The organism is Empedobacter sp. R750 (assembly GCF_030324345.1).
Taxonomy (GTDB): Bacteria; Bacteroidota; Bacteroidia; order Flavobacteriales; family Weeksellaceae; genus Empedobacter; species Empedobacter falsenii_C.
In genome coordinates, this window is the sequence record NZ_JACAGF010000013.1 from 48,905 (window position 1) to 71,290 (window position 22,386).

At 33.3% G+C, this 22,386-nt stretch carries 19 protein-coding genes; 4 read left to right on the top strand and 15 right to left on the bottom strand.

Going from position 1 to position 22,386, the window contains the following annotated elements; genetic code table 11:
* Positions 1–93 precede the first annotated feature (93 nt).
* Positions 94–1,719 carry a chaperonin GroEL gene (groL, locus tag HXZ74_RS13120; protein WP_115001715.1) on the top strand — a complete coding sequence of 542 codons (1,626 nt, stop codon included), beginning with the start codon at positions 94–96 and terminating at the stop codon, positions 1,717–1,719.
* An 82-nt stretch (positions 1,720–1,801) separates the two neighbouring features.
* Here groL and leuB read toward each other — a convergent pair whose 3' ends face one another.
* The 4 genes from leuB to HXZ74_RS13140 are packed head-to-tail and all read right to left on the bottom strand — an operon-like array spanning position 1,802 to position 6,085.
* Positions 1,802–2,926: a 3-isopropylmalate dehydrogenase gene (leuB, locus tag HXZ74_RS13125; protein ID WP_115001717.1), complete on the bottom strand. Its 1,125-nt coding sequence runs from the start codon at positions 2,924–2,926 to the stop codon at positions 1,802–1,804.
* The gene (gene leuD, locus HXZ74_RS13130) at positions 2,913–3,515 is read right to left on the bottom strand and encodes a 3-isopropylmalate dehydratase small subunit (protein WP_115001719.1); all 603 of its coding nucleotides are present in this window, start codon (positions 3,513–3,515) and stop codon (positions 2,913–2,915) included. The genes leuB and leuD overlap by 14 nt, the downstream gene beginning before the upstream one ends.
* A gap of 12 nt (positions 3,516–3,527) precedes the next feature.
* On the bottom strand, positions 3,528–4,913 hold the full coding sequence (gene leuC, locus HXZ74_RS13135) for a 3-isopropylmalate dehydratase large subunit (RefSeq protein WP_115001721.1): 1,386 nt from the start codon (positions 4,911–4,913) through the stop codon (positions 3,528–3,530).
* Positions 4,910–6,085 (bottom strand): 2-isopropylmalate synthase, encoded by a 1,176-nt coding sequence (locus tag HXZ74_RS13140; RefSeq protein ID WP_115001722.1) that lies wholly within the window; start codon positions 6,083–6,085, stop codon positions 4,910–4,912. The genes leuC and HXZ74_RS13140 overlap by 4 nt, the downstream gene beginning before the upstream one ends.
* 148 nt (positions 6,086–6,233) lie before the next feature.
* Between HXZ74_RS13140 and HXZ74_RS13145 the strand changes: the two genes are divergently transcribed.
* From HXZ74_RS13145 to mqo, 3 genes are all read left to right on the top strand, one after another.
* Positions 6,234–7,715, top strand: coding sequence for a hypothetical protein (locus HXZ74_RS13145; RefSeq protein ID WP_115001724.1), 1,482 nt, complete (start codon positions 6,234–6,236; stop codon positions 7,713–7,715).
* 60 nt (positions 7,716–7,775) lie between these two features.
* Complete coding sequence (locus HXZ74_RS13150; RefSeq protein ID WP_115001726.1) at positions 7,776–8,135, top strand: RDD family protein; 360 nt, start codon at positions 7,776–7,778, stop codon at positions 8,133–8,135.
* 254 nt (positions 8,136–8,389) lie between these two features.
* Positions 8,390–9,865: a malate dehydrogenase (quinone) gene (gene mqo, locus HXZ74_RS13155; protein WP_115001727.1), complete on the top strand. Its 1,476-nt coding sequence runs from the start codon at positions 8,390–8,392 to the stop codon at positions 9,863–9,865.
* Between the two features lie 83 nt (positions 9,866–9,948).
* Here the strand turns inward: mqo and HXZ74_RS13160 are convergent, their stop codons facing one another.
* The 11 genes from HXZ74_RS13160 to mraY all read right to left on the bottom strand — a co-directional run bounded on the left by HXZ74_RS13160 (position 9,949) and on the right by mraY (position 22,383).
* Complete coding sequence (locus HXZ74_RS13160; RefSeq protein WP_280062427.1) at positions 9,949–10,524, bottom strand: hypothetical protein; 576 nt, start codon at positions 10,522–10,524, stop codon at positions 9,949–9,951.
* A 167-nt stretch (positions 10,525–10,691) separates the two neighbouring features.
* On the bottom strand, positions 10,692–11,222 hold the full coding sequence (locus HXZ74_RS13165; RefSeq protein WP_115001729.1) for a septal ring lytic transglycosylase RlpA family protein: 531 nt from the start codon (positions 11,220–11,222) through the stop codon (positions 10,692–10,694).
* A 323-nt stretch (positions 11,223–11,545) separates the two neighbouring features.
* Complete coding sequence (locus HXZ74_RS13170) at positions 11,546–11,998, bottom strand: GatB/YqeY domain-containing protein (RefSeq protein WP_038332853.1); 453 nt, start codon at positions 11,996–11,998, stop codon at positions 11,546–11,548.
* Positions 11,999–12,099: 101 nt separating this feature from the next.
* On the bottom strand, positions 12,100–13,944 hold the full coding sequence (gene ftsZ, locus HXZ74_RS13175) for a cell division protein FtsZ (protein WP_286475794.1): 1,845 nt from the start codon (positions 13,942–13,944) through the stop codon (positions 12,100–12,102).
* Positions 13,945–13,999: 55 nt separating this feature from the next.
* Positions 14,000–15,451: a cell division protein FtsA gene (gene ftsA, locus HXZ74_RS13180; protein ID WP_286475779.1), complete on the bottom strand. Its 1,452-nt coding sequence runs from the start codon at positions 15,449–15,451 to the stop codon at positions 14,000–14,002.
* On the bottom strand, positions 15,438–16,169 hold the full coding sequence (locus HXZ74_RS13185; RefSeq protein ID WP_280035426.1) for a cell division protein FtsQ/DivIB: 732 nt from the start codon (positions 16,167–16,169) through the stop codon (positions 15,438–15,440). Before HXZ74_RS13185 ends, ftsA begins: the two co-directional genes overlap by 14 nt.
* Before the next feature lies 1 nt (position 16,170).
* The gene (murC, locus tag HXZ74_RS13190; protein ID WP_286475780.1) at positions 16,171–17,511 is read right to left on the bottom strand and encodes a UDP-N-acetylmuramate--L-alanine ligase; all 1,341 of its coding nucleotides are present in this window, start codon (positions 17,509–17,511) and stop codon (positions 16,171–16,173) included.
* A complete protein-coding gene (gene murG / locus HXZ74_RS13195; protein WP_038332836.1) occupies positions 17,511–18,617 on the bottom strand; it encodes an undecaprenyldiphospho-muramoylpentapeptide beta-N-acetylglucosaminyltransferase in 1,107 nt (368 codons plus the stop codon). Before murG ends, murC begins: the two co-directional genes overlap by 1 nt.
* The gene (locus HXZ74_RS13200) at positions 18,589–19,788 is read right to left on the bottom strand and encodes an FtsW/RodA/SpoVE family cell cycle protein (RefSeq protein ID WP_038332831.1); all 1,200 of its coding nucleotides are present in this window, start codon (positions 19,786–19,788) and stop codon (positions 18,589–18,591) included. The genes murG and HXZ74_RS13200 overlap by 29 nt, the downstream gene beginning before the upstream one ends.
* 15 nt (positions 19,789–19,803) lie before the next feature.
* Positions 19,804–21,138, bottom strand: coding sequence for a UDP-N-acetylmuramoyl-L-alanine--D-glutamate ligase (gene murD / locus HXZ74_RS13205; RefSeq protein ID WP_115001742.1), 1,335 nt, complete (start codon positions 21,136–21,138; stop codon positions 19,804–19,806).
* 3 nt (positions 21,139–21,141) lie between these two features.
* On the bottom strand, positions 21,142–22,383 hold the full coding sequence (gene mraY, locus HXZ74_RS13210) for a phospho-N-acetylmuramoyl-pentapeptide-transferase (RefSeq protein WP_125349644.1): 1,242 nt from the start codon (positions 22,381–22,383) through the stop codon (positions 21,142–21,144).
* Between the last annotated feature and the right edge of the window lie 3 nt (positions 22,384–22,386).

Genomic DNA, 22,386 nt, shown 5'->3' on the forward strand with positions numbered 1-22,386 from the left:
TATTAAGTACAAAGTAACTTATTTTTTAATTTTTAATCATATTCGACTTAAGACTTAAGACTTAAGACTTAAGACATCAAAACATAAATAAAAATGGCAAAAGATATTAAATTCGATATTGAATCAAGAGACGCTTTAAAAAGAGGTGTTGATGCATTAGCAAATGCAGTTAAAGTAACATTAGGACCAAAAGGTCGTAACGTAGTTTTAGAAAAATCTTTCGGTGCTCCACATGTAACTAAAGACGGAGTTTCTGTAGCAAAAGAAATCGAATTGGAAGATCCAATCGAAAACTTAGGTGCGCAAATGGTAAAAGAAGTTGCTTCTAAAACAAACGACGTTGCTGGTGATGGTACTACAACTGCTACAGTTTTAGCTCAAGCTATCGTTCGCGAAGGTTTGAAAAACGTTGCTGCTGGTGCAAACCCAATGGACTTAAAACGTGGTATTGATAAAGCTGTTGCAGGAATCGTTGCTAACTTAAGAGAGCAATCTCAAGAAGTTGGTGATTCATCAGAAAAAATCAAACAAGTTGCTTCTATCTCTGCAAATAACGATGATACAATAGGATCATTAATCGCAGAAGCTTTTTCTAAAGTTGGAAAAGAAGGTGTTATCACTGTTGAAGAAGCGAAAGGAACAGAAACTTATGTTGACGTTGTAGAAGGGATGCAATTCGATCGTGGATATCAATCTCCTTACTTCGTTACAAATGCAGATAAAATGATTGCTGAATTAGAGAATCCTTACATCTTATTATGTGAGAAAAAAATATCTAACTTACAAGAAATCTTACCTTTATTAGAGCCAGTTGCTCAATCAGGTCGTCCATTCTTAATCATTTCTGAAGAAGTTGAAGGTCAAGCTTTAGCTACTTTAGTAGTGAACCGTTTAAGAGGATCTTTAAAAATTGCTGCTGTTAAAGCACCAGGATTCGGAGATCGTAGAAAAGCAATGTTACAAGATATCGCAATCTTAACAGGAGGAACTGTTATTTCTGAAGAGCAAGGAATTACGTTAGAAACTGCTACTTTAGAAATGTTAGGTACTGCAGAAAGAGTAGTTATCGACAAAGACAATACAACTATTGTTAACGGAGCTGGTGATGCTGAGCAAATCAAATCTCGTGTTAACCAAATTAAAGCGCAAGTAGAAACAACTACTTCTGACTACGATCGCGAAAAATTACAAGAGCGTTTAGCTAAATTAGCTGGAGGTGTTGCTGTATTATACGTTGGTGCTGCTTCTGAGGTTGAAATGAAAGAAATCAAAGACCGTGTTGATGATGCTTTACACGCAACTCGCGCTGCTGTAGAAGAAGGTATCGTTGCTGGTGGTGGTGTTGCTTTCGTTAGAGCTTTATCTAACTTAACAATTGACACAACAAATGCTGACGAAGCGACAGGTGTTAAAATTGTAACGCGTGCAGTTGAAGAACCATTACGCCAAATCGTTCACAACGCTGGTGGAGAAGGTTCTGTAGTTGTTGCTAAAGTAAAAGAAGGAAATGGTGATTTCGGATACAATGCAAAAACTGACGAATATGTAAACATGATCGAGGCTGGAGTTATTGATCCAACTAAAGTTGCTCGTGTTGCATTAGAAAACGCTGCTTCTGTTGCAGGTATGTTAATTACTACTGAAGCGGTTGTTACAGAAATTAAAAAAGATGAGCCAGCTATGCCGCCAATGGGAGGCGGAATGCCAGGAATGATGTAATCATCAACTCATAAAAATATACAATAGAAAAAGCCATTCAGAAATCTGAATGGCTTTTTCATTAAGTCATAAATAATAAAAACTATATAATCGTCGATTTTCCCATCAATACATTTTCAAAATTGAAATATGAATGATGATCATGATCGCTCAATAATATCTTCGCAATATAATTTGCTACAACAGATGTCGAATAATCACTCGTTTCATCTAAATCTGAAGTTACAATCAAATTATTAATCGCATTTTCCACCGCATTTTCTATTGCTTTCGCACCTTCTTCTAATCCCAAATAATGCAACATCATTGCAGCACTCAAAATAGAAGCCATAGGATTTGCAATTCCTTTTCCTTTTGCTTGTGGATACGAACCATGAATAGGCTCGAACAATGCATTTTCTGTACCAATAGAAGCCGAAGGCAACAAACCTATACTTCCTCCAATTACACTTCCTTCATCCGAAATAATATCGCCAAACATATTCTCAGTCAAAATCACATCAAATTGTTTTGGATTGATAATTAATTGCATCGCTGCATTATCAACAAACAAGAAATCTAATTCAACTTCTGGATATTCTTGGCTAATATCCATCGCAACTTTTCTCCACAAACGAGACGTGTCCAACACATTTGCCTTGTCTACCAACGTTACTTTTTTACGACGTTTCATTGCTTCCTGAAAAGCTAAATGTGTAATTTGTTCAATATCTTTTCTATTGTACGAACACGTATCATAGGCATGCGAACCATCTTGCGCCGTAAATTTTTCTCCGAAATAAATTCCATTAATCAACTCACGAAAAATAACCATATCTGTTCCTTCGATGTGCGAACGTTTCAATGGACTTTTCCCCAACAAAGATTCGTAAGCCTTAATTGGACGGATATTTGCAAATAAACCAAGTTCCTTTCTCAGCTTTAACAAACCTTGTTCGGGACGAACTTTAGCGTTCGGATTATTGTCATATTTTAGATCTCCAATAGAACCAAACAAAACCGCATCTGCATCTTTACATAATTGCAATGTCGCATCAGGCAAAGGATTTCCCGTTTCGTCTATTGCAATTGCACCAATCAAAGCTTCCTCAAATTCGAAATTATATTTAAAAATTTGTTCTACGACTTTCAGAACTTTTATTGTTTCCGAAACGACTTCTGGTCCTATTCCATCGCCAGAAAGTACTGCAATTTTATGCGTTTTCATGTTGTAAAGATTTATGGTTTTGTTCGTAAGTTTCTATTTTATCTTTTTGACTGATTAAAAAATCGATGTCATCATATCCATTTAATAAACAGATTTTTTTATAAGAATCAACATCAAAGTAGATGGTTTGATCTTGAATTTTTAAGGTTTGATTTTCTAAATTAACTTCAAATTCTGTTGAAGGATTTTGATCGATGATTTCAAAAATTTGATTTAAAATTTCATCTGAAACAACGATTGGTAAAATTCCGTTATTCAATGCATTTCCTTTGAAAATATCTGCAAAATAACAACTAATCACCACATCAAATCCGTAATCTTTGATTGCCCAAGCAGCGTGTTCGCGGCTACTACCACAACCAAAATTTTTACCTGCAACTAATATTTTTCCTGCATATTTTGAATCATTCAGCGGAAAGTTATCAATTGATTGATTATCTTGATTAAATCGCCAATCTCTGAATAAATTATCTCCAAAACCTTCTCTACTAATTGCTTTCAAGAAACGAGCTGGAATAATTTGATCGGTATCTATATTTTCTATTTTAATCGGAACAGCCGATGATTTTAATTGATTGATTGAATCCATTTTGAGTAAATTTTAATTGATATCAACAATTTTTCCATGAATTGCAGCAGCAGCAGCAATCAAAGGACTTGCTAATAATGTACGAGAATTTGGACCTTGACGACCTTCAAAATTTCTATTCGAAGTCGAAACACAATATTTTCCTTCTGGAACTTTATCGTCATTCATCGCCAAACAAGCCGAACAACCTGGTTCGCGCAATCTGAATCCAGAAGCTTCAAAAATTTTATCCAAACCTTCTTCTATCGCTTGCTTTTCTACTTGTTTCGATCCTGGAACAATCCACGCTGTTACATTTTCATTGCGCTGTTTTCCTTTCACATAATTTGCCACTTCACGCAAATCTTCGATTCTTGCATTGGTACAACTTCCGATAAACACATAATCAATTGGATGATTGATGATTGATTGATTATCTTGGAAACCCATATATTTCAATGCTTTTTCAAACGATTCTTTTTCATTATCGCTTAACGAATCTTTTGATGGAATGATATCTTTCACCGAAATTCCCATTCCCGGATTCGTACCAAACGTAATCATTGGATAAATATCCGCCGCATCAAATTCTATTTCTTCATCAAAAATCGCATCAGCATCACTTGGTAAAGTTTTCCAATACGCTACTTTTTGCTCCCACTCTTCTCCTTTCGGGGCAAATGGTTTATCTTTTAAATAAGCAAAAGTTGTTTCGTCTGGTGCAATCATTCCGCCACGAGCGCCCATTTCAATCGACATATTACAAACGGTCATTCGACCTTCCATCGACATATTCTCGAAAACATCTCCTGCATATTCACAGAAAAAACCTGTTCCTGCATTTGTTCCAACTTTAGAAATGATATACAAAATCACATCTTTTGGTTGAACATTTGGATTCAATTTTCCATTCACTTTGATTCGCATCGATTTTGGTTTATTCATCAACAAACATTGACTTGCAAAAACCTGCGCCACTTGGCTTGTTCCAATTCCGAAAGCAATTGCTCCAAAAGCACCATGCGTAGACGTGTGACTATCACCACAAACCATACTCATTCCCGGTTGTGTAACGCCCAATTCTGGCGCAATAATGTGAACAATTCCTTGATACGGATGACCTAAGCCATAAAATGTAATATTATTTTTTTCGCAATTAATTGCTAATTGTTCTAATTGTTGTTTTGATAATGGATCTCGAACTGGTTGATCTTGATTGATCGTTGGTACATTATGATCCGCAGTTGCAACAATTTGATCTGGACGAAAAATTGGAATATTTCTCGCTTCTAATTCTGCAAAAGCTTGTGGACTTGTTACTTCGTGAATCAAATGTTTATCAATGTAAACAACTTGGGGTCCATTTTCTACTTGGCTGACAACATGGGCATCCCACACTTTATCGAATAATGTTCTCATGCAAATTTTCTTTGTGTTGTTTGGTTAAACTGATGCATTAATACAAGTAAATCTTCGCGAACAACTTCTTTCTTCAAATCTGCGATTTCTAAAAATTGTTCATATAAAATATCTAATTCATTTTTAGATGTATTAAAACCAATATCTTTCAGACGATAAGCTAACGCCGAACGCCCGCTACGAGCTGTCAGAATAATAGAGGATTCATTGACACCAACATCTGCTGGATTGATAATTTCGTATGTTTCACGATTTTTAATCACACCATCTTGATGAATTCCAGAACTGTGAGCAAAAGCATTCGATCCTACAATTGCTTTGTTTGGTTGCACCATCATTCCCATTGTTTCAGAAGTTAATTGGCTTAATTCTGTTAACATTTGAGCATTGATATCTGTATAGAAATTCAATTCTTTGTGTTGTCTAAAAATCATCACAATTTCTTCTAAAGCTGTATTACCAGCGCGCTCTCCAATTCCGTTAATCGTACATTCTATTTGGCGTGCTCCATTTATTGCTCCTGCAACTGCATTCGCTGTCGCTAAACCTAAATCATTATGATTGTGACAAGAAATAATCACATTATCAATCCCTTGAACATGATCTTTCAAATATTTAATTTTATTTCCGTACTCAAAAGGTAAACAATAACCCGTTGTATCTGGAATATTAAGAACCGTCGCACCAGCTTTGATCACCTCTTCACAAACTTGAGCAAGAAAAGCATTATCCGTTCTTCCTGCATCTTCAGCATAAAACTCAACATCATCTACAAATGTTTTTGCATAAGCAACCGCTTCAACTGCACGTTCGATAATCGCTTCACGATTCGAATTAAATTTGTGAATAATATGAGAATCCGAAGTTCCAATTCCAGTATGAATCCTTGGTTTTACCGCATATTGCAAAGCTTTGGCAGCAGATTCTATATCTTTTTTGTTTGCGCGAGTTAAACCACAAACTGTGGCATTTTTCACTAATTTTGAAATTGCATTTACGGCTTCGAAATCTCCAGGACTTGAAATTGGAAAACCAGCCTCGATTATATCAACGCCTAATTCGTCCAATCGAGCCGCAATTTCTAACTTCTGTTTTTTGTTTAACTTACACCCCGGCACTTGCTCTCCATCTCTCAGTGTCGTATCAAAAATTTGAATCTTCTCAGCACTCATTGCAATTAGTTTTGTTTGTTATTGTGATGTAAAATTAAAATTGTACTAACTTTAAATTTTCAAATTGAAATAGGTTTTACAATTCTTAAAGCCGAAATATTTTATTCAATTATTTCATTTTCAATCTATTATATATAATTTAATTACAATGTCAAATCATAACAAAGACGCACTATTTAGTTTAATAAAGTCGCTTAATCGTTCCGAAAAACGTCAATTCAAGCTTTATGTAAATCGTTTGCAAATTAATGCAGATGCAAAATTTTTGTTATTATTTGAAGCGTTGGATAAGTTGGAAGAATATGATGAAACGTCAATTTTGAAGAAAAAAATTACCACAAAACAACAATTATCAAATCTAAAAGCGCATTTATACAAGCAAATTTTGTTTAGCTTGAGAATGAATCCTTCGCAACAGAATTCGCGTATGCAAATACGTGAACAATTTGATTTTGCTACAATTTTATACCAAAAAGGCTTGCACAAGCAAAGTCTAAAAATGTTGGACAAAGCCAAAACTCAAGCCTTAGATTTTGACGAAAAAGCTATTGCTTATGATATTTTAGAGCTCGAAAAAATTATCGAATCGCAATTTATTACACGAAGTATTTCTGGTCGTGCAGATCAATTGATTGAACAATCGGAAGAGTTAAGTTTACAGAATTTACAAGCGAGTAAATTATCTAATTTATCGCTGAAATTATATAGCATTTTGCTTGAAAATGGATATGCAAAAGATGAAGAAGAAATTAAGAAAATTCAGAATTTCTTTGATTCGGAAACAAAAAATATCGATTTCAAGAAATTAAAATTCAAAGAGAAATTGTGGTTTTATAAAGCAAATGTTTGGTTGTCGATGTTAACGCAAAACCTACATTCTGCCTATGAATTTTCTAAAAAATGGGTTGAGTTATTTTACGAGAAAAAAGAGCGAATTCTTAGTCACCCTGTTTGGTTTATCAAAGGAAATTCATATTTATTGAAAATTTTATATCTGAAAAAAAATTCGGAAGAATTCAAATTTTGGTTTGATAAATTGGAATCTGTTTACGAGATTTTGCCTCAAAATGATAATGTGGAAGCGCTTTGGTTTATCAATAAATTTAATAGTAAACTGAATTATTTTTTCATTAATCCAAAAGAAAATATTAGCCCTTTTTTAATTAAAGATATTTTGCGCGAAATAAAATTGCATCAACATAAAATCGATAACCACCATATTTTAGTGCTTTATCTAAAAATAGCTGCGTATTATTTTCTGAATAAAGATTGGGATAATTCCTTTGATTATTGTCAAAAAATTATCAATAGTGAATCTACAATTCAAGAAGATTTACATTTTTACACCTTGGTTTTGATTATGATGAATTTATATGATTCTGGCAACGATCAAGAATTGGATATGTATTCGTACAAAACGCATCAATTCTGTAAAAAGATGAAAAATAGTAACATTATTACACGAAAAATTAGTTTATTTTTTATTGAATTAAATGATTTGTATCCTCATGAAAAAGTTAAAGCTTTCAGAGAATTAGATGATTTCTTGAAAGATTCGGACAATGAAAATTTGTTGCGTAGAAATACCAATTATATCAACCTTAGACGTTGGATGGAAGATAAAATTTAATAATAATTCCACTAAAATTATCATTTATCATATATTTACAACTAATTAACACTAAACATTATGTATCAAGATTACAAAGTTGGCGAACACAAAACCAATCAAGGTTTGAGATTAGCAAATTATTTAATAGATGGCATAGTATACTTGATATGTACATTTATTATTGGATTGATATTAGGTGTAGTAGCAGTAATGATGAATTTCCAATTACCTGAAAGCAATTTGATTTATAATATTATAGCAGCAATTGTTTTAGTTTTTTATTACTTTCTGATAGAATCTATCACAAAAGGACGTTCTATTGGCAAATTAGTTACCGGAACAAAAGTTGTGATGATAGATGGTTCTACACCTACCACGAAAGATTATTTTATGAGAAGTCTTTGTAGAATAATTCCTTTTAAGTTTTATCTTTTTTAGGAGAAAATGGTTGGCACGATAAGATTTCTAAAACTACAGTTGTCAATAAAAAAGCTTTTGAATTAGATTTATCACAAGCAGACAACATCGAAAGTATCGGAAAAACAGAGTTTGAATAATTTTCTATAAAATAAAATCTATTCAAATTATCTCAAAACAATAATTTATGTAAAAAATCATTGTTTTTTCTGCGTATTATTTCGCAAAAAAGGCTATTTATTAATACCTTTGCAACGTAAATATATTTTTGAGAAATGGAAAAACAACCTCAAGAGGTAGTGTTAGTTGGTGCTGGTATCATGAGTGCTACTTTAAGCATACTTCTTAAAAAAATAAATCCGGCTATTAAGATTTCTGTTTTCGAAAAATTAGATAAGATTGGATTTGAAAGTTCTGATGCTTTCAATAATGCAGGTACTGGTCACTCTGCTTTTTGCGAATTGAATTATACGCCAATGGACAAAAATGGAGTGGTTAATATTGATAAAGCAATTAATATTGCAAAACAATTTGAAACTTCTAAAGAGTTTTGGTCTTACTTAGTCGAAAATAATTACGTTTCTTCTCCCGAAAAATTCTTACGTCCTACTCCACACATGTCTTTTGTTTGGGGCGATGACGATGTAAATTTCTTGAAAAAACGTTACGAAAAATTATCTCAACATCCTTTATTTAAGGATATGGAATATTCTGATGATGTTTCTAAAATCAAAGAATGGGCTCCATTAATTGTTGATGGTAGAAAAGGTAATGAAAAAGTCGCGGCAACGCATATGAACTTGGGAACTGATGTGAATTTTGGTGAATTAACGCGTCAAATTTTCAAAGGTTTACAAGACAAAAAAGAAATTACGTTAGAAACTGAACACGAAGTAAAAGACTTAACTCGTCTTAGCAACGGAAAATGGGCAGTTAAAGTAAAAGATTTAAAATCTGGAAATAACAAAGCACTTAATGCTGATTTCGTATTTATTGGTGCAGGTGGAGGAGCAATTTTATTGTTGCAAAAATCTGGAATTCCAGAATCGAAAAAATTTGGTGGTTTTCCAGTTGGTGGACAATGGTTAATTTGTCAAAACGAAGAAGTCATCAAAAAACATCATGCAAAAGTATATGGAAAAGCAAAAATTGGTGCACCACCAATGTCTGTTCCTCACTTAGATACACGTGTTATTGATGGAAAACAATCTTTATTATTTGGACCATTTGCAACATTCTCAACAAAATTCTTAAAATACGGATCTAATTGTGATTTATTCAAATCTGTAAACTTAGGAAACGTAGGATTTTTGATGAATTGTGGTTTAAACAATATCGATTTAACAAAATACTTGGTAGAACAAGTGATGTTGTCTAAAGCGAAAAAAGTAGAAGAATTACAAGAATATTTCCCAGAAGCGAAATTAGACGATTGGTTCGAACAAACTGCTGGACAACGTGTACAAGTAATCGAAAAACAAGACGGAAAAGGAGTTTTGAAATTTGGTACAGAAATCGTTACATCTCAAGATGGAACAATGTCTGCTTTATTAGGAGCATCTCCAGGAGCATCTACATCTGTTAGCGCAATGTTGAACTTGATGAAACAATGTTTCCCAGACTTGATGAAAAACAACTGGAACGAAGCGATCAAAGAAATGATTCCTTCTTACGGTGAAGATTTAGCACAAGCTGAATTAGTTGAAGCATCAAGAGCACGTACAACTAAAGTGCTTAAAATTTTAGATTAAGATTTTCTTACATCATATAATTATAAATCCTGATATTCATTTATCAGGATTTTTTTGTTTTAAGTAAATAATAACTTTTATAATTACTCAATATATATTTTAGATTGAGTTTCTATCGTTGTTAATTCACTAAAATTAAATTGTATATAGCCAGCCTCACCTTCTTTTTTATTCAAATTAAGTTTAGAACGCCCAATTTCTTGATTATTCATATCTTTTATTTTAACTAAAATATCGCCGTTAAAATCTTTATTGAAAATTAGATAAATTTCTAAAGTATTTGGATTTGTATTTAATATTTTCCCCATCTCAACTCCTTTATTTTTTAATGGATCTAAAATAAAAGCTTCATTTTTTAAAGTTTTTTCAACACCATCATAAGTTGATTTTCCAAAAGAAGTTGCAGAACGACCAGTAAGATCTCCTGTTTTTGAAGACACATTAACAATAAAATCATCTCCTTCGTTCACAATTTTATTATAAGTTTTTGTTACAGTAAGATAAATAGTAAAAATACTTAAAGCAATACACAAAAATAAACTAATAAAAATAGAGCTTTTATAGCCTTTTTGTTTCTTGATGAAAACCTTATAAATGCTAAAAAGCATAAATGCAAATAGTACAATTATTGCAACTATTAAAATGATTATTTTTACCATAGGTTGTTTGGTTTTAATTATTTATAAATCCTAAATCAATATAAAATTTTTATCTGATTTTACAAAATATCATTCATTTATCAGGATTTAATTTTTACACAAAACTTAAAAGCATAAAAAAAGGTTTAAGAATAAATTCTCAAACCTTTTAATTTTTTCTGAACATCTTAGTCTTTCTTGTCTTCGCTTTTGATAATTTCGTATTCAACTTGCATCACTCCTGTGTTGGTGTGACCAATTTCGCTGAATGCAGCTTGACTTAAGTCTAAAACTCTAGATTTAGCGTATGGACCTCTGTCGTTGATTTCTACAACCACAGATTTACCATTTCTGATATTCGTAACTTTTACTTTCGTACCAAATGGTAAAGACTTATGGGCAGCCGTTAGTTCGTGTTTGTCGTACGTTTCACCACTAGCTGTCTTGCGTCCGTGGAATTTGTCTCCATACCAAGAAACAACTCCTGTCGAGATTTTTCGAGCGCTATTCTCGATAAGTTCTCCAACCAACTTTTCATCTTCAACTGATAATGTATCTTTTTTGATGGTATCATTATCAATATCTTTACTAAATCTTTTCTCAGAAGCTGGCATAATAATTGTGTCATTATTACCAGAATCCTTAAAAATTTTACCATCAGCATTTGCTATTGGAAAAATCATTAACATTGCTATAAACGCTGTAATGCTTTTCGTCATCCTTTAGATATTTCTGATTTACTTTGCAAATTTAAGGGTATAAACAGCTTCTTATTTAGAATTATTCTAATCAATTGATTTTTAATTCTAAAATCTCTTGTGCTTTGCGAATTTAGATGCCTACAGCGATTTGTTAATTTAATGTTAAAATAAACTTATAATCCCAATTTTTTTGGCAATTATTTGTTTAAATCGGATATGTTATTGATAATCAATAAATAATCATTTTGTATAATTTGAAGAAATTTATCAAATAAAGAAATAAAAAAGGTAAAGTTTACAAAACTTTACCTTTTCTTAATTTTTAAAGATCTAAAAATCAATTATAAACTAGCTAAAATGTCTTTTACTTTAGCTGAAATTAATTTTCCTTCCGCTTTACCAGCTAATTTAGATGAAGCAGCTCCCATTACTTTTCCCATATCTTTTGGAGAAGTAGCGCCAACCTCTGCAACAATTTCTGTAATTGCAGCTGTTAATTCTTCGTCTGATAATTGAGCAGGTAAAAATTGTTGAATAACTTCTGCTTGCGCCAATTCTTTTTCAGCTAATTCTGCACGGTCGTTTGCTTCGAATTGTTCAGCAGCTTCTTTACGTTGTTTTACTAATTTTTGTAATAAAGCAATTTCTTGATCTTCTGATAATTCTCCGTTAGCACCAGATGTTTTTGCTAATAATAATTCAGATTTTACAGCTCTTAAAGCTTCTAAAGCAACAGTATTTTTAGCTTTCATCGCTTCTTTTAACTGTGCCATTATTTGAGTTTCTAAATTCATTTGTTTTGCTTTTAGACTACAAATTTAAGACAAAAAAAGGCTCATCGCAAAAGCAATGAACCTTTTCTATAATAAGAATATTTTTTACGAGTGATCGTTTGTTAATCTACGTTATCGTGTAGAAAATTGTTTGGACGAATTTGTGTTTCGTTGTTACGATTCGTTCCGACAGAAAAATCAGAAGATTGATTATCATTACGATCAGATAAATTCAATCCTTGACGTTTGTAAGCAGGAATTGCTTCGTATTCGTCTACTTGAGAATTCGTCATCGTATTGTTGAATTTAAAATTAAATTGTTTCAAACGATTTCTTCTCTCTTCAATCATACTATTCAATTCAGGATCATTTGATTGCTCAATTGGCTGATTAAATGAGTCTACAGCAACTTGCACTTCTTCTGCTTGTGGTGCAGTTGATTGAGCTACATTAGACTGAATTGGTTCTACATTTCCATATCCTTCGTTCTTTGGAGCTTGGTATCCAGCATAATTATTTTGAGGATAATTTGACTGTTCTGAAGCTACAGGATTAGAATATGAATTATATGATTGATTATTATTTACATTATTCGTTGGTTCTTGTGGACGATTAAAATCAGATTTCAAACGTGGTTCGAAATCATCGTAAGAACGTCTTTCTTGTACTGGCTCATCTTCAATATCATCTAAAACATAACGCTTTGGAGAATTATTTTCTTCGAAAGATTCTTCTGGCGTATTGTGATAAGTTTGTTGTTGAAAACTTTGGTTAATATCTGCTTGACGATAATTATTTTGCGGAGCCTCTGGCGTTTGATTTTGTTGAGGCGTTTGTGGTGCTTGTTGAGAAGCATTAGAACGACCAAAATCTAACGTCATTGGTTTTACACGATTCACAAAAGGTTGTTCAACTGATAATGTTTTATTTATTGGTTGTTCTTCCTCTAATGTGTGTACAATTTTTTGTTCCTCTTTTCCTGTATAAGCTTGATCTTCTGTAGGAAAACCAGTTGCTACAACAGTTACAGAGATAGAATCTCCTAAATCTAAGTCTTCACCAATACCCATGATAATATTTGCACTATTACCAGCTTCTTGTTGAATGTAATCATTGATAATACCGATTTCGTCCATTGTAATTTCGTTATTACCAGATAAAATCAATAACAATACATTACGCGCACCTGTAATTTTGTTGTTGTTTAACAATGGAGAATCTAAAGCAGAAGAAATTGCATCTTTCGCTTTGTTTTCACCAGAACCTTGTGCAGATCCCATAATTGCTGTACCAGAATTTTTAAGTACTGTACGCGCATCACGTAAATCGATGTTCATTGCATAGTGTTGTGTAATAACTTCTGCAATCCCTTTAGCCGCTGTTGTTAAAACCTCATCAGCTTTTGAGAAACCATTTTTGAAACCTAAGTTTCCATATAATTCACGCAATTTATCATTGTTAATAACAATCAATGAATCTACGTTTTGTCTTAATTTTTCGATACCTTTTTCGGCTTGTTCCAACCTCATTCTTCCTTCGAAAAAGAATGGCGCTGTAACAATCCCTACTGTTAAGATATCCATTTCTTTTGCAATACCAGCAATTACTGGCGCTGCTCCGGTTCCTGTACCACCACCCATTCCGGCAGTAATAAAGACCATTTTAGTTCCTTCGTCTAAAACAGCTTTTACATCATCCATACTTTCAATAGCAGATTGCTCTCCTACCTCAGGATTTGCTCCAGCTCCTAAACCTTCTGTTATTGCTTGTCCTAATTGAATTCTTGTTGGTACTGGACTATTTGCTAATGCTTGAGAGTCCGTATTACAAATTACAAATTCTACACCTGCAATTCCTTGTTCAAACATGTAGTTTACGGCATTACTACCTCCACCACCTACTCCGATTACTTTGATAGCTTGAGATCGGCTCTTTGGTAAGTTGAACACAATATCTCCTGTTAACATATCACTCATATTCTTCTTATTAAATTGGTTCGTAATTTATTCTAGTTTATTCTTATTATTCAGTTTCGTTGATCATTTGGATAAATTTATCCGTCCATTTCGAAAAGAAATTTTTCTTTTCTGGTTTAGATTTAGCTTCTTTCTTTTCTCCAATTTCTTGATCCAAGAATTCGTCCACTATTTCTTCTCTTTTTGGTTTTTGGATAATTTCTTCCTCAACAACAATTTCAGCTTTTACAGTCTTTTTTTGTTGCGTTGGTTGAATTCCAATTTCTAATTCTTCTTGGTTATTTAAATTATTAATAACTGGTTTTTCATAAATTTCGTGCTGATAATTCGCCGCTAATTCTTCTAAACCTTTCATTAATAATCCAACAGATGTTGCATATTCTGGTCCGCTAATTTCCTCAGCTTTTGCACCAACAATATGTTCGTTAGAGTATCCAATTCTTACATCCATTCCTGTTACATATTCTGTAAGTTGACGAATGTGTTTCAATTTAGATCCACCACCTGTTAAAACGATTCCTGCAATCAATTTTTTGTTTTGATCTTCGCAACCGTAGTTTTTCAATTCCAAATATACTTGTTCCAAAATTTCCTGCACACGTGCGTGGATAATTTGAGACAATCTTTTTAATGATATTTCTTTTGCTTCACGTCCTTTTAAACCAGGAATCGATACAATTTCTGTTTCTTTATTTTCTCCTGGCCAAGCAGAACCAAATTTTTCTTTTAAAGCTTCGGCTTGCTTTCCAATAATAGAACATCCAACTTTGATGTCTTCTGTAATCACATTTCCTCCAAACGGAATAACAGATGTGTGACGAATAATATTATCCTTGAAAATTGCAATATCTGTTGTTCCACCACCTATATCGATCAATGCAACACCAGCTTCTTTTTCTTCTTCACTAAGCGCAGCACTAGACGATGCAATTGGTTCTAAAGTAATACTTGCCAAACGTAAACCAGCAGCTTTTACACAACGTGCAATATTTCGGATAGATGAAACTTGTCCTACAACCACATGGAAATTAGCTTCTAAACGACTTCCGTACATTCCGATTGGTTCGCGGATTTCACCTTCGTTATCAACCTTAAATTCTTGAGGAAGAACATGGATAATTTCTTCTCCAGGTAACATGACCAATTTATATACTTGATTTGTTAATAACTTTAAATCATTATCATCAATCACGTCTTCTGAATTGGTACGAGTAATGTAATCGCTATGTTGTAAACTACGAATATGTTGTCCGGCAATACCAACAGTAACATCAGTAATTTTGACACCAGATGATCTTTCAGCCTTATCAATTGCTTCTTTTATCGAGTTAATGGTTTGTGTAATATTATTCACAACACCTCTGTGTACACCTAAGCTTTTTGCTTGTCCGTGTCCAAGAATTTCGATTTTTCCGTTTTCATTTTTTCGTCCGACAAGCGCTACAATCTTTGTAGTCCCTATGTCTAAGCCAACTGCAATCTTACTATTGTTCTCCATTTTTTATTCGTTTGGTTGCTACAACTTGGTTTACAAATTTCAAGCTCAATTTTTCATAATCTTCAGTTCCTATAAAATCAATGTATTGATTATAGAATAATTTTAGATTATGTAACTTCTGTTCAAAGTTGTTTAAAGTTCCTAATTCTATATAATAGTTTCCTGTGTTTACAATTAAATTAAAAGAACGTTGTCCCACTTTTTGAATGGCTATGATGTGATTTTTTAATAAATCGTCAGCTTTCAAAGCTTGAACAAATTTACTCAAATCCTCATATTCATTCGGTTTTACATCACCAGAAACTAAAATTACATCCGCTGAATTTAATTTAGATAAAGGCATTTTTCCGCCTTTTGTTGTCAAATAAAATTCATTTTTCAGCGTCTTTATTCTTGCAACTGCTGAGTTTGCTTTTATGTCAAGTCGTAAATGTCCGTTGATATCTTTACTTACTTGTACAGAATCCACAAAAGGACTCTCACTTACTTTTTGTTCGATTTCCTTAACATTCACATCTCGTAGAGATTGTTTCAGAATGTCTTTTCCATCTTTGTTTATAATTTCTCTTATCGATTCATCATTAATAAAATAATTATCAACTGGCTGAACAAACGCCACGTCAATTTTATTCACTGTACGCGAAGCATTCTTAATTACCGTAAAACTAATCAAACCGATTAGCAAGGCAACTCCAAAAATCACTTTTATGATTTTCAATTTACGCTTCACTTAACCACTCTTTTATTGGTTTAACAATTGTATCAATATTTCCTGCTCCCACAGTCAATAATACATCAAAATCTTGTTTTTTGATGTTTGCTAAACTATCTTCTAATGAAGATACTATTTTTTCATTTAAATTCACCTTTTCTAGCAACCAATTTGAAGTAATTCCTTCGATTGGTAACTCTCTGGCAGGATAAATGTCTAATAAAATCAAACTATCTAACTGCGATAAACTTTGTCCAAATTCTTCTGCGAAATCTCTTGTACGTGTAAATAAGTGAGGCTGAAATACTCCCAACACTTTTTTACCTGGATAAAGTTCACGAACTGAACGAATTGCCGCATTCAATTCTGTTGGATGATGCGCATAATCGTCGATGTAAATTTTTCCATTTGCTTCGAAACGATTAAAACGTCTTTTAACTCCAATAAAAGTTGATAAAGCTTCTTTAATTTTATCATGCGGAACACCCATATAATCAGCAACAGCCAAAGCCGCAACCGCATTTTCCATATTGTGATGTCCTGGTAATAAAATTCCGACATCTGTCAAAGATCCATTTGGTGTTCTTACATCAAACACATAATGTCCGTCAATAATTCTTACATTGTGCGCATCGTAATCTGCATCCAAATCCACTCCATATGTAAAAGCTCCATCGAAAGGCAAGCCTTTGTGAACAAATAATTTTTCTTCGACAATTGCTGCAAATTCTTGAAACGATTTTTTCACTTCATCACGTTCTCCATAAATATCCAAATGATCAGCATCATCACTTGTGATAATCGCTAATTTTGGAGAAAGACGTAAGAAAGAACGGTCAAACTCATCAGCTTCTGCAACTGTATATTTAGAACCATTTAAGATGATATTCGAATCGTAATTTTCTGCAATACCACCTAAAAAAGCTGTACATTCTACATTAGCAACTTTTAGAATATGTCCTAAAATAGACGAAGTCGTTGTTTTTCCGTGCGTTCCCGCAACACCAATATTGTATGTATGTTTGGTAATTTCACCTAACACTTCAGAACGCTTCATTACTTTAAAATCATTCACTAAAAAATAATTTAGTTCTGAATGATCTTTTGGTACCGCTGGCGTATAAATTACCAACGTATTTTCTGGATTAATTCCTGCTGGAATTAACTCGATGTTATCTTCGAAATGAATATCAATTCCTTCAGCAATCAATTCAGTTGTTAACTCGGTTTGTGTTTTATCATAACCAGCAACTTCTTTTCCGATTGACTTGAAGAAACGTTCCAAAGCACTCATTCCGATTCCTCCTGCACCGATGAAATAATAATATGTTTTATCTAAAATATTCATTATAATAAATTCAATAATATATCTACAATCTCTTTTGTCGCATTCGGTTTCCCTAATTGCTTAATGTTTTGAGATAATTTATTTTTTAATTCTTCATTGTTCGCCAAAGCAATTACTTCTTTGACTAAAATTTGTTTTGCATCTGCATCTTTCACCATAATCGCTGCATCCTTCTCAACCAATGCTTGTGCATTTTTGGTTTGATGATCTTCTGCTGCTGTTGGCAATGGAAGCAAAATAGTTGCTTTTCCAACAATACACAATTCCGAAATTGCCATTGCTCCTGCACGAGAAACAATCATATCCGAAGCTGCATACGCATCTTTCATGTTATAAATAAATTCGGTTACATGAATCGTTGGATATTTATCGCCAACCAAATTTTTGATTTTTTGATAATCTAACTTTCCTGTTTGCCAAATCAATTGAACGCCACTTGCAACAAATTCGTCAAGGTTTTCTAACCAAGCGTTGTTCATTGCTCTTGATCCTTGCGAACCTCCAACAGATAAAATAGTTGGTTTTTCTGGATCTAATCCAAAAGCTGAAATTGCTTCTGCCTTTGATGGTAAATTTTGAAAAATTTCGGCACGAATAGGATTTCCTGTATAATGCACTTTTTCTTGTGGAAACTGTGAAATTCCTTCGTAAGCTGTACAAATTGCACTCGCTTTATTTTTCAAAATTTTGTTGGTAACTCCCGGAAACGAATTTTGTTCTTGTAATAAAATCGGAACATTTTTGCTTCCTGCTACCCACAACATTGGTCCACTTGCATAACCTCCTGTACCAACAGCTAAATCTGGCTGAAAATCTTTGTAGATTTTTTTTGCAAGACTTAAGCTTTTTATCAATTTAAAAGGGAACTTTAAATTCGCTTTCATGTTACTTCTATCAAATCCAGAAATTGGCAAACCTTTTATGTCATATCCAACTTTTGGCACTTTTTCCATTTCCATTCTTCCTTCTGCTCCAACGAACAAAATTTGTGCATCTGGCAAACGTCTTTTAATTTCGTCTGCAATTGCAATGGCTGGATAAATATGTCCACCTGTTCCTCCGCCGCTTATTAAAACTTTAGGCGATGTCTTCGATGTATTCTTCACTTAATACTTTTCTATCTTGTTCTAATTCTTCTTGCGATTTAATCTGAGTACTTACACTCAAAATTATTCCGAACGAAATACATGTCATCCAAATGGATGTTCCTCCGTAACTAATCATTGGTAATGGTTGCCCCGTTACTGGAATTAAATTAACCGCTACCGCCATGTTTACCATTGCTTGTATAATAATTGGTAAGCCCACTGCAAACACAAGTAGCGTACCAAAAACGGTATGAATCTTTGATGCGATGATACAAATCCGTATTAAAATCAGAAGGAAAATTCCAATTAATAGAATTGCACCAATTGCACCATATTCTTCTACAATAATCGCGAAGATAAAATCGGATGATGACTGAGGTAAAGTTTGTTTGAAAACACTTTTTCCTGGTCCAGCCATTTCATTCAATCCTCTTGCAATTGCAGCTTTTGCGTGTAAAACTTGATAACTTTCTAATCCAGAATCATCATTAAATTTCTCGATACGTGACATCCATGTGTGCACACGAGAATTTGTTACTAAATCTGGTCGAGATAAAGCCATCCACACAAATCCGCCACCAAGAATAAAACCTACCGCAGCAATTGTAAATAAATATTTGAATGGAAATCCACCAATAATCAACAATATTCCACACATTCCAGCTAACATCAACGCTGTTGAACCATTAGAAGGAAAGATTAATCCTACAATTACAATAATTGGTAAGAATAATGGAACTGCTGTGTTTTTCCACGTATATTCTTTGTCTCTATTTTTTGTCAAATAACGAGCTATATAAATCAACAACGCTTGCGAAGCAATCATCGAGGGTTGAATACCAATTCCAGTTCCCGGAATCGTTAACCAACGTGCAGCATTTGCACCTCCAATGGTTTGTCCTTGTACGAGCGTTATTGCCAAAACTCCAGAAAGTATAACAACAGCTGTTAAAGCAAACAAACCAAACCAACGATAATCAATACGTTGTAATCCATAAATGATAAATAAACCAATTAATAAAATCACTGCGTGTTTACCTAAATGCCCAAAAATAGTACCCGATCCTACCGTATACACCAAGTTAGAACTTGCTGAATAAACAGGTAAAAACGAAAATAGTGCTAACAATAAAATGAAAGCCCAAAGCGGTTTATCGCCTTTAAAATATTTTTGTACGATGTTAGACATTGGTTGGTTGTGTTATTATAATTTGCGTACGTTTTCTTTAAATTGATCTCCACGATCTTCATAACCATTGAACAAATCGAAACTTGCACAAGCTGGTGACAGAAGAACCGTTTCTCCTTTTGTTGCTAATTTATATGATTGCTCTACACAATCTTTCATTGTATTTGTCTCAACAATTGTATCGATATATGGACTGAAAAAATCAACAATTTTTGCGTTATCAACACCCAAACAAACAATTGCTTTCACTTTCTTTTTCACGAAAGGTAAAACTTCGTTGTAATCGTTTCCTTTATCAGTTCCTCCAACAATCCAAACAACTGGCTTTGTCATACTTTCCAAAGCAAAATATGTTGCATTCACATTTGTTGCTTTAGAATCGTTGATAAAATCAATTCCTCCAATTGTCAAAACAGGCTCTAAACGATGTTCAACAGATTTGAAATCTGATAAACTCTTTTTTAAATCCTCATTATTGATATCAATAATTTTTGCAGCTACAGCCGCAGCCAATGAGTTAGAAACATTGTGTTTTCCAATTAATCCTAAATCATTCACTAACATTGTAAAATCACCATTCGAATCGTTCACACGGAACAATTCATTGTTTGCGTATGCTTCATTTGTTGCATCCATCATTGTGAACGGTTTGCGATGAGCACGAATATCAATCTGATCAATCATCTCCATTGTTTTTGGATCATCCAAATTGTAGATAAAATAATCGTTTTCATCTTGGTTTTCAGTAATTCTGAATTTAGCCTTTGCATACAAATCAAACTGATAATTGTATTGGTCTAAATGATCTGGTGTAATGTTCAGCAAAATCGCAACATACGGTTTGAAATCTGTTTTGATATCATCTAACTGAAAACTACTTACTTCTAATACATAATAATCGAAGTTGTCTTCTGCGACAGATTTTGCAAAACTTTTTCCGATGTTACCACCTAATCCTACATTTAATCCAGCTTGCTTTAGGATATGGAACATCAAACTTGTTGTTGTTGTTTTTCCATTAGATCCTGTAATCGCAATAATTTTTGCATCTGTATAACGAGACGCAAATTCAATTTCAGAAATAATTGAAATTCCTTTTTCTTCTAATTTCTGAATTAGCGCTGCTTTTTTTGGAATACCTGGACTTTTCATTACTTCATCGGCATTCAGAATTAATTCTTCTGTGTGCTGACCTTCTTCATAAGCAATTCCGTGCTCCTCCAAAAGTTGTTTATACTTGTCTTTTATTTGTCCCATGTCCGAAAGAAAAACATCAAAATTTTCTTTCTTCGCAAGAATAGCTGTTCCTACGCCACTTTCTCCTCCTCCTAAAACGACTAATCTTTTCATTTTTTATCTAATCTTTAAGGTAATAATACTAATTACCGCTAAAATGATTCCGATGATAATTGCACGCACCACGATTTTACTTTCGTGATAACCTAACTTCTGAAAATGGTGATGTAGAGGAGACATCAAAAAGATTCTACGACCTTCACCAAATTTCTTTTTCGTGTACTTGAAATAAGACACTTGTAACATTACTGATAAACTTTCTGCGAAAAATATTCCGCACAAAATTGGTAGTAACAATTCTTTACGAACGATAATTGCTAAAACAGCAATAATTCCTCCGATTGTTAAACTTCCTGTATCACCCATGAACACTTGAGCCGGATAAGTATTGTACCAAATAAATCCGATCAAACCTCCAAGGAAAGCTCCACAGAAAATCAAGACTTCTTCTGAACGCGGAATAAACATAATGTTCAGATAATCGGCAAACATTAAGTTTCCAGAAACGAAAACAAACATCGAGATTGCCGCCATAATTACAGCCGAACTACCTGCTGCTAAACCGTCGATTCCATCTGTTAAATTTGCTCCATTCGAAACTGCTGTAATGATAAAAATTACCGCAAAAATAAAAATCGCTGCAACCGCCCATGTTGGTCGATCTTGCGCATCCATCCAAAATAAAATATCAGAATAGTTAAATTCATTTCCTTTCACGAAAGGCATTGTTGTTTCCAACGTTTTTTCTTCAGGACCAAATTTTATTTGTCGGCTGTATTCTGTTTGTTCTGTTCCTACAGGCGTTTTTACTCTATTTTCTTGATGTTTTACGGTAACTGTTGGACTGAAATAAAGCATTAATCCAACTACAACTCCAAGACCAACTTGTCCTAAAATTTTAAATTTACCTTGTAAACCTTCTTTGTTTTTTCTAAAAACTTTGATGTAATCGTCTAAAAAACCAATCACACCTAACCAAATTGTTGAAACCAACAAAATGATAATGTAAATATTATCTAATCTCGCAAAAAGTAAAGTAGGAATTAATGTTGCCAAAATGATAATTAAACCACCCATTGTTGGCGTTCCTGCTTTTTCGATTTGTCCTTTTAAACCTAAATCACGAACAATTTCGCCCATTTGTTCTTTACGTAAATAACTGATGATTCGTTTTCCGTAAAACAAACTGATGAACATTGCCAATAAAATTGCCATTCCCGCGCGGAAAGACGTGTATTGAAACATACGCGCTCCTGGAAAATGGATACCTTCTAAATAATCAAATAAATAGTATAACATTCT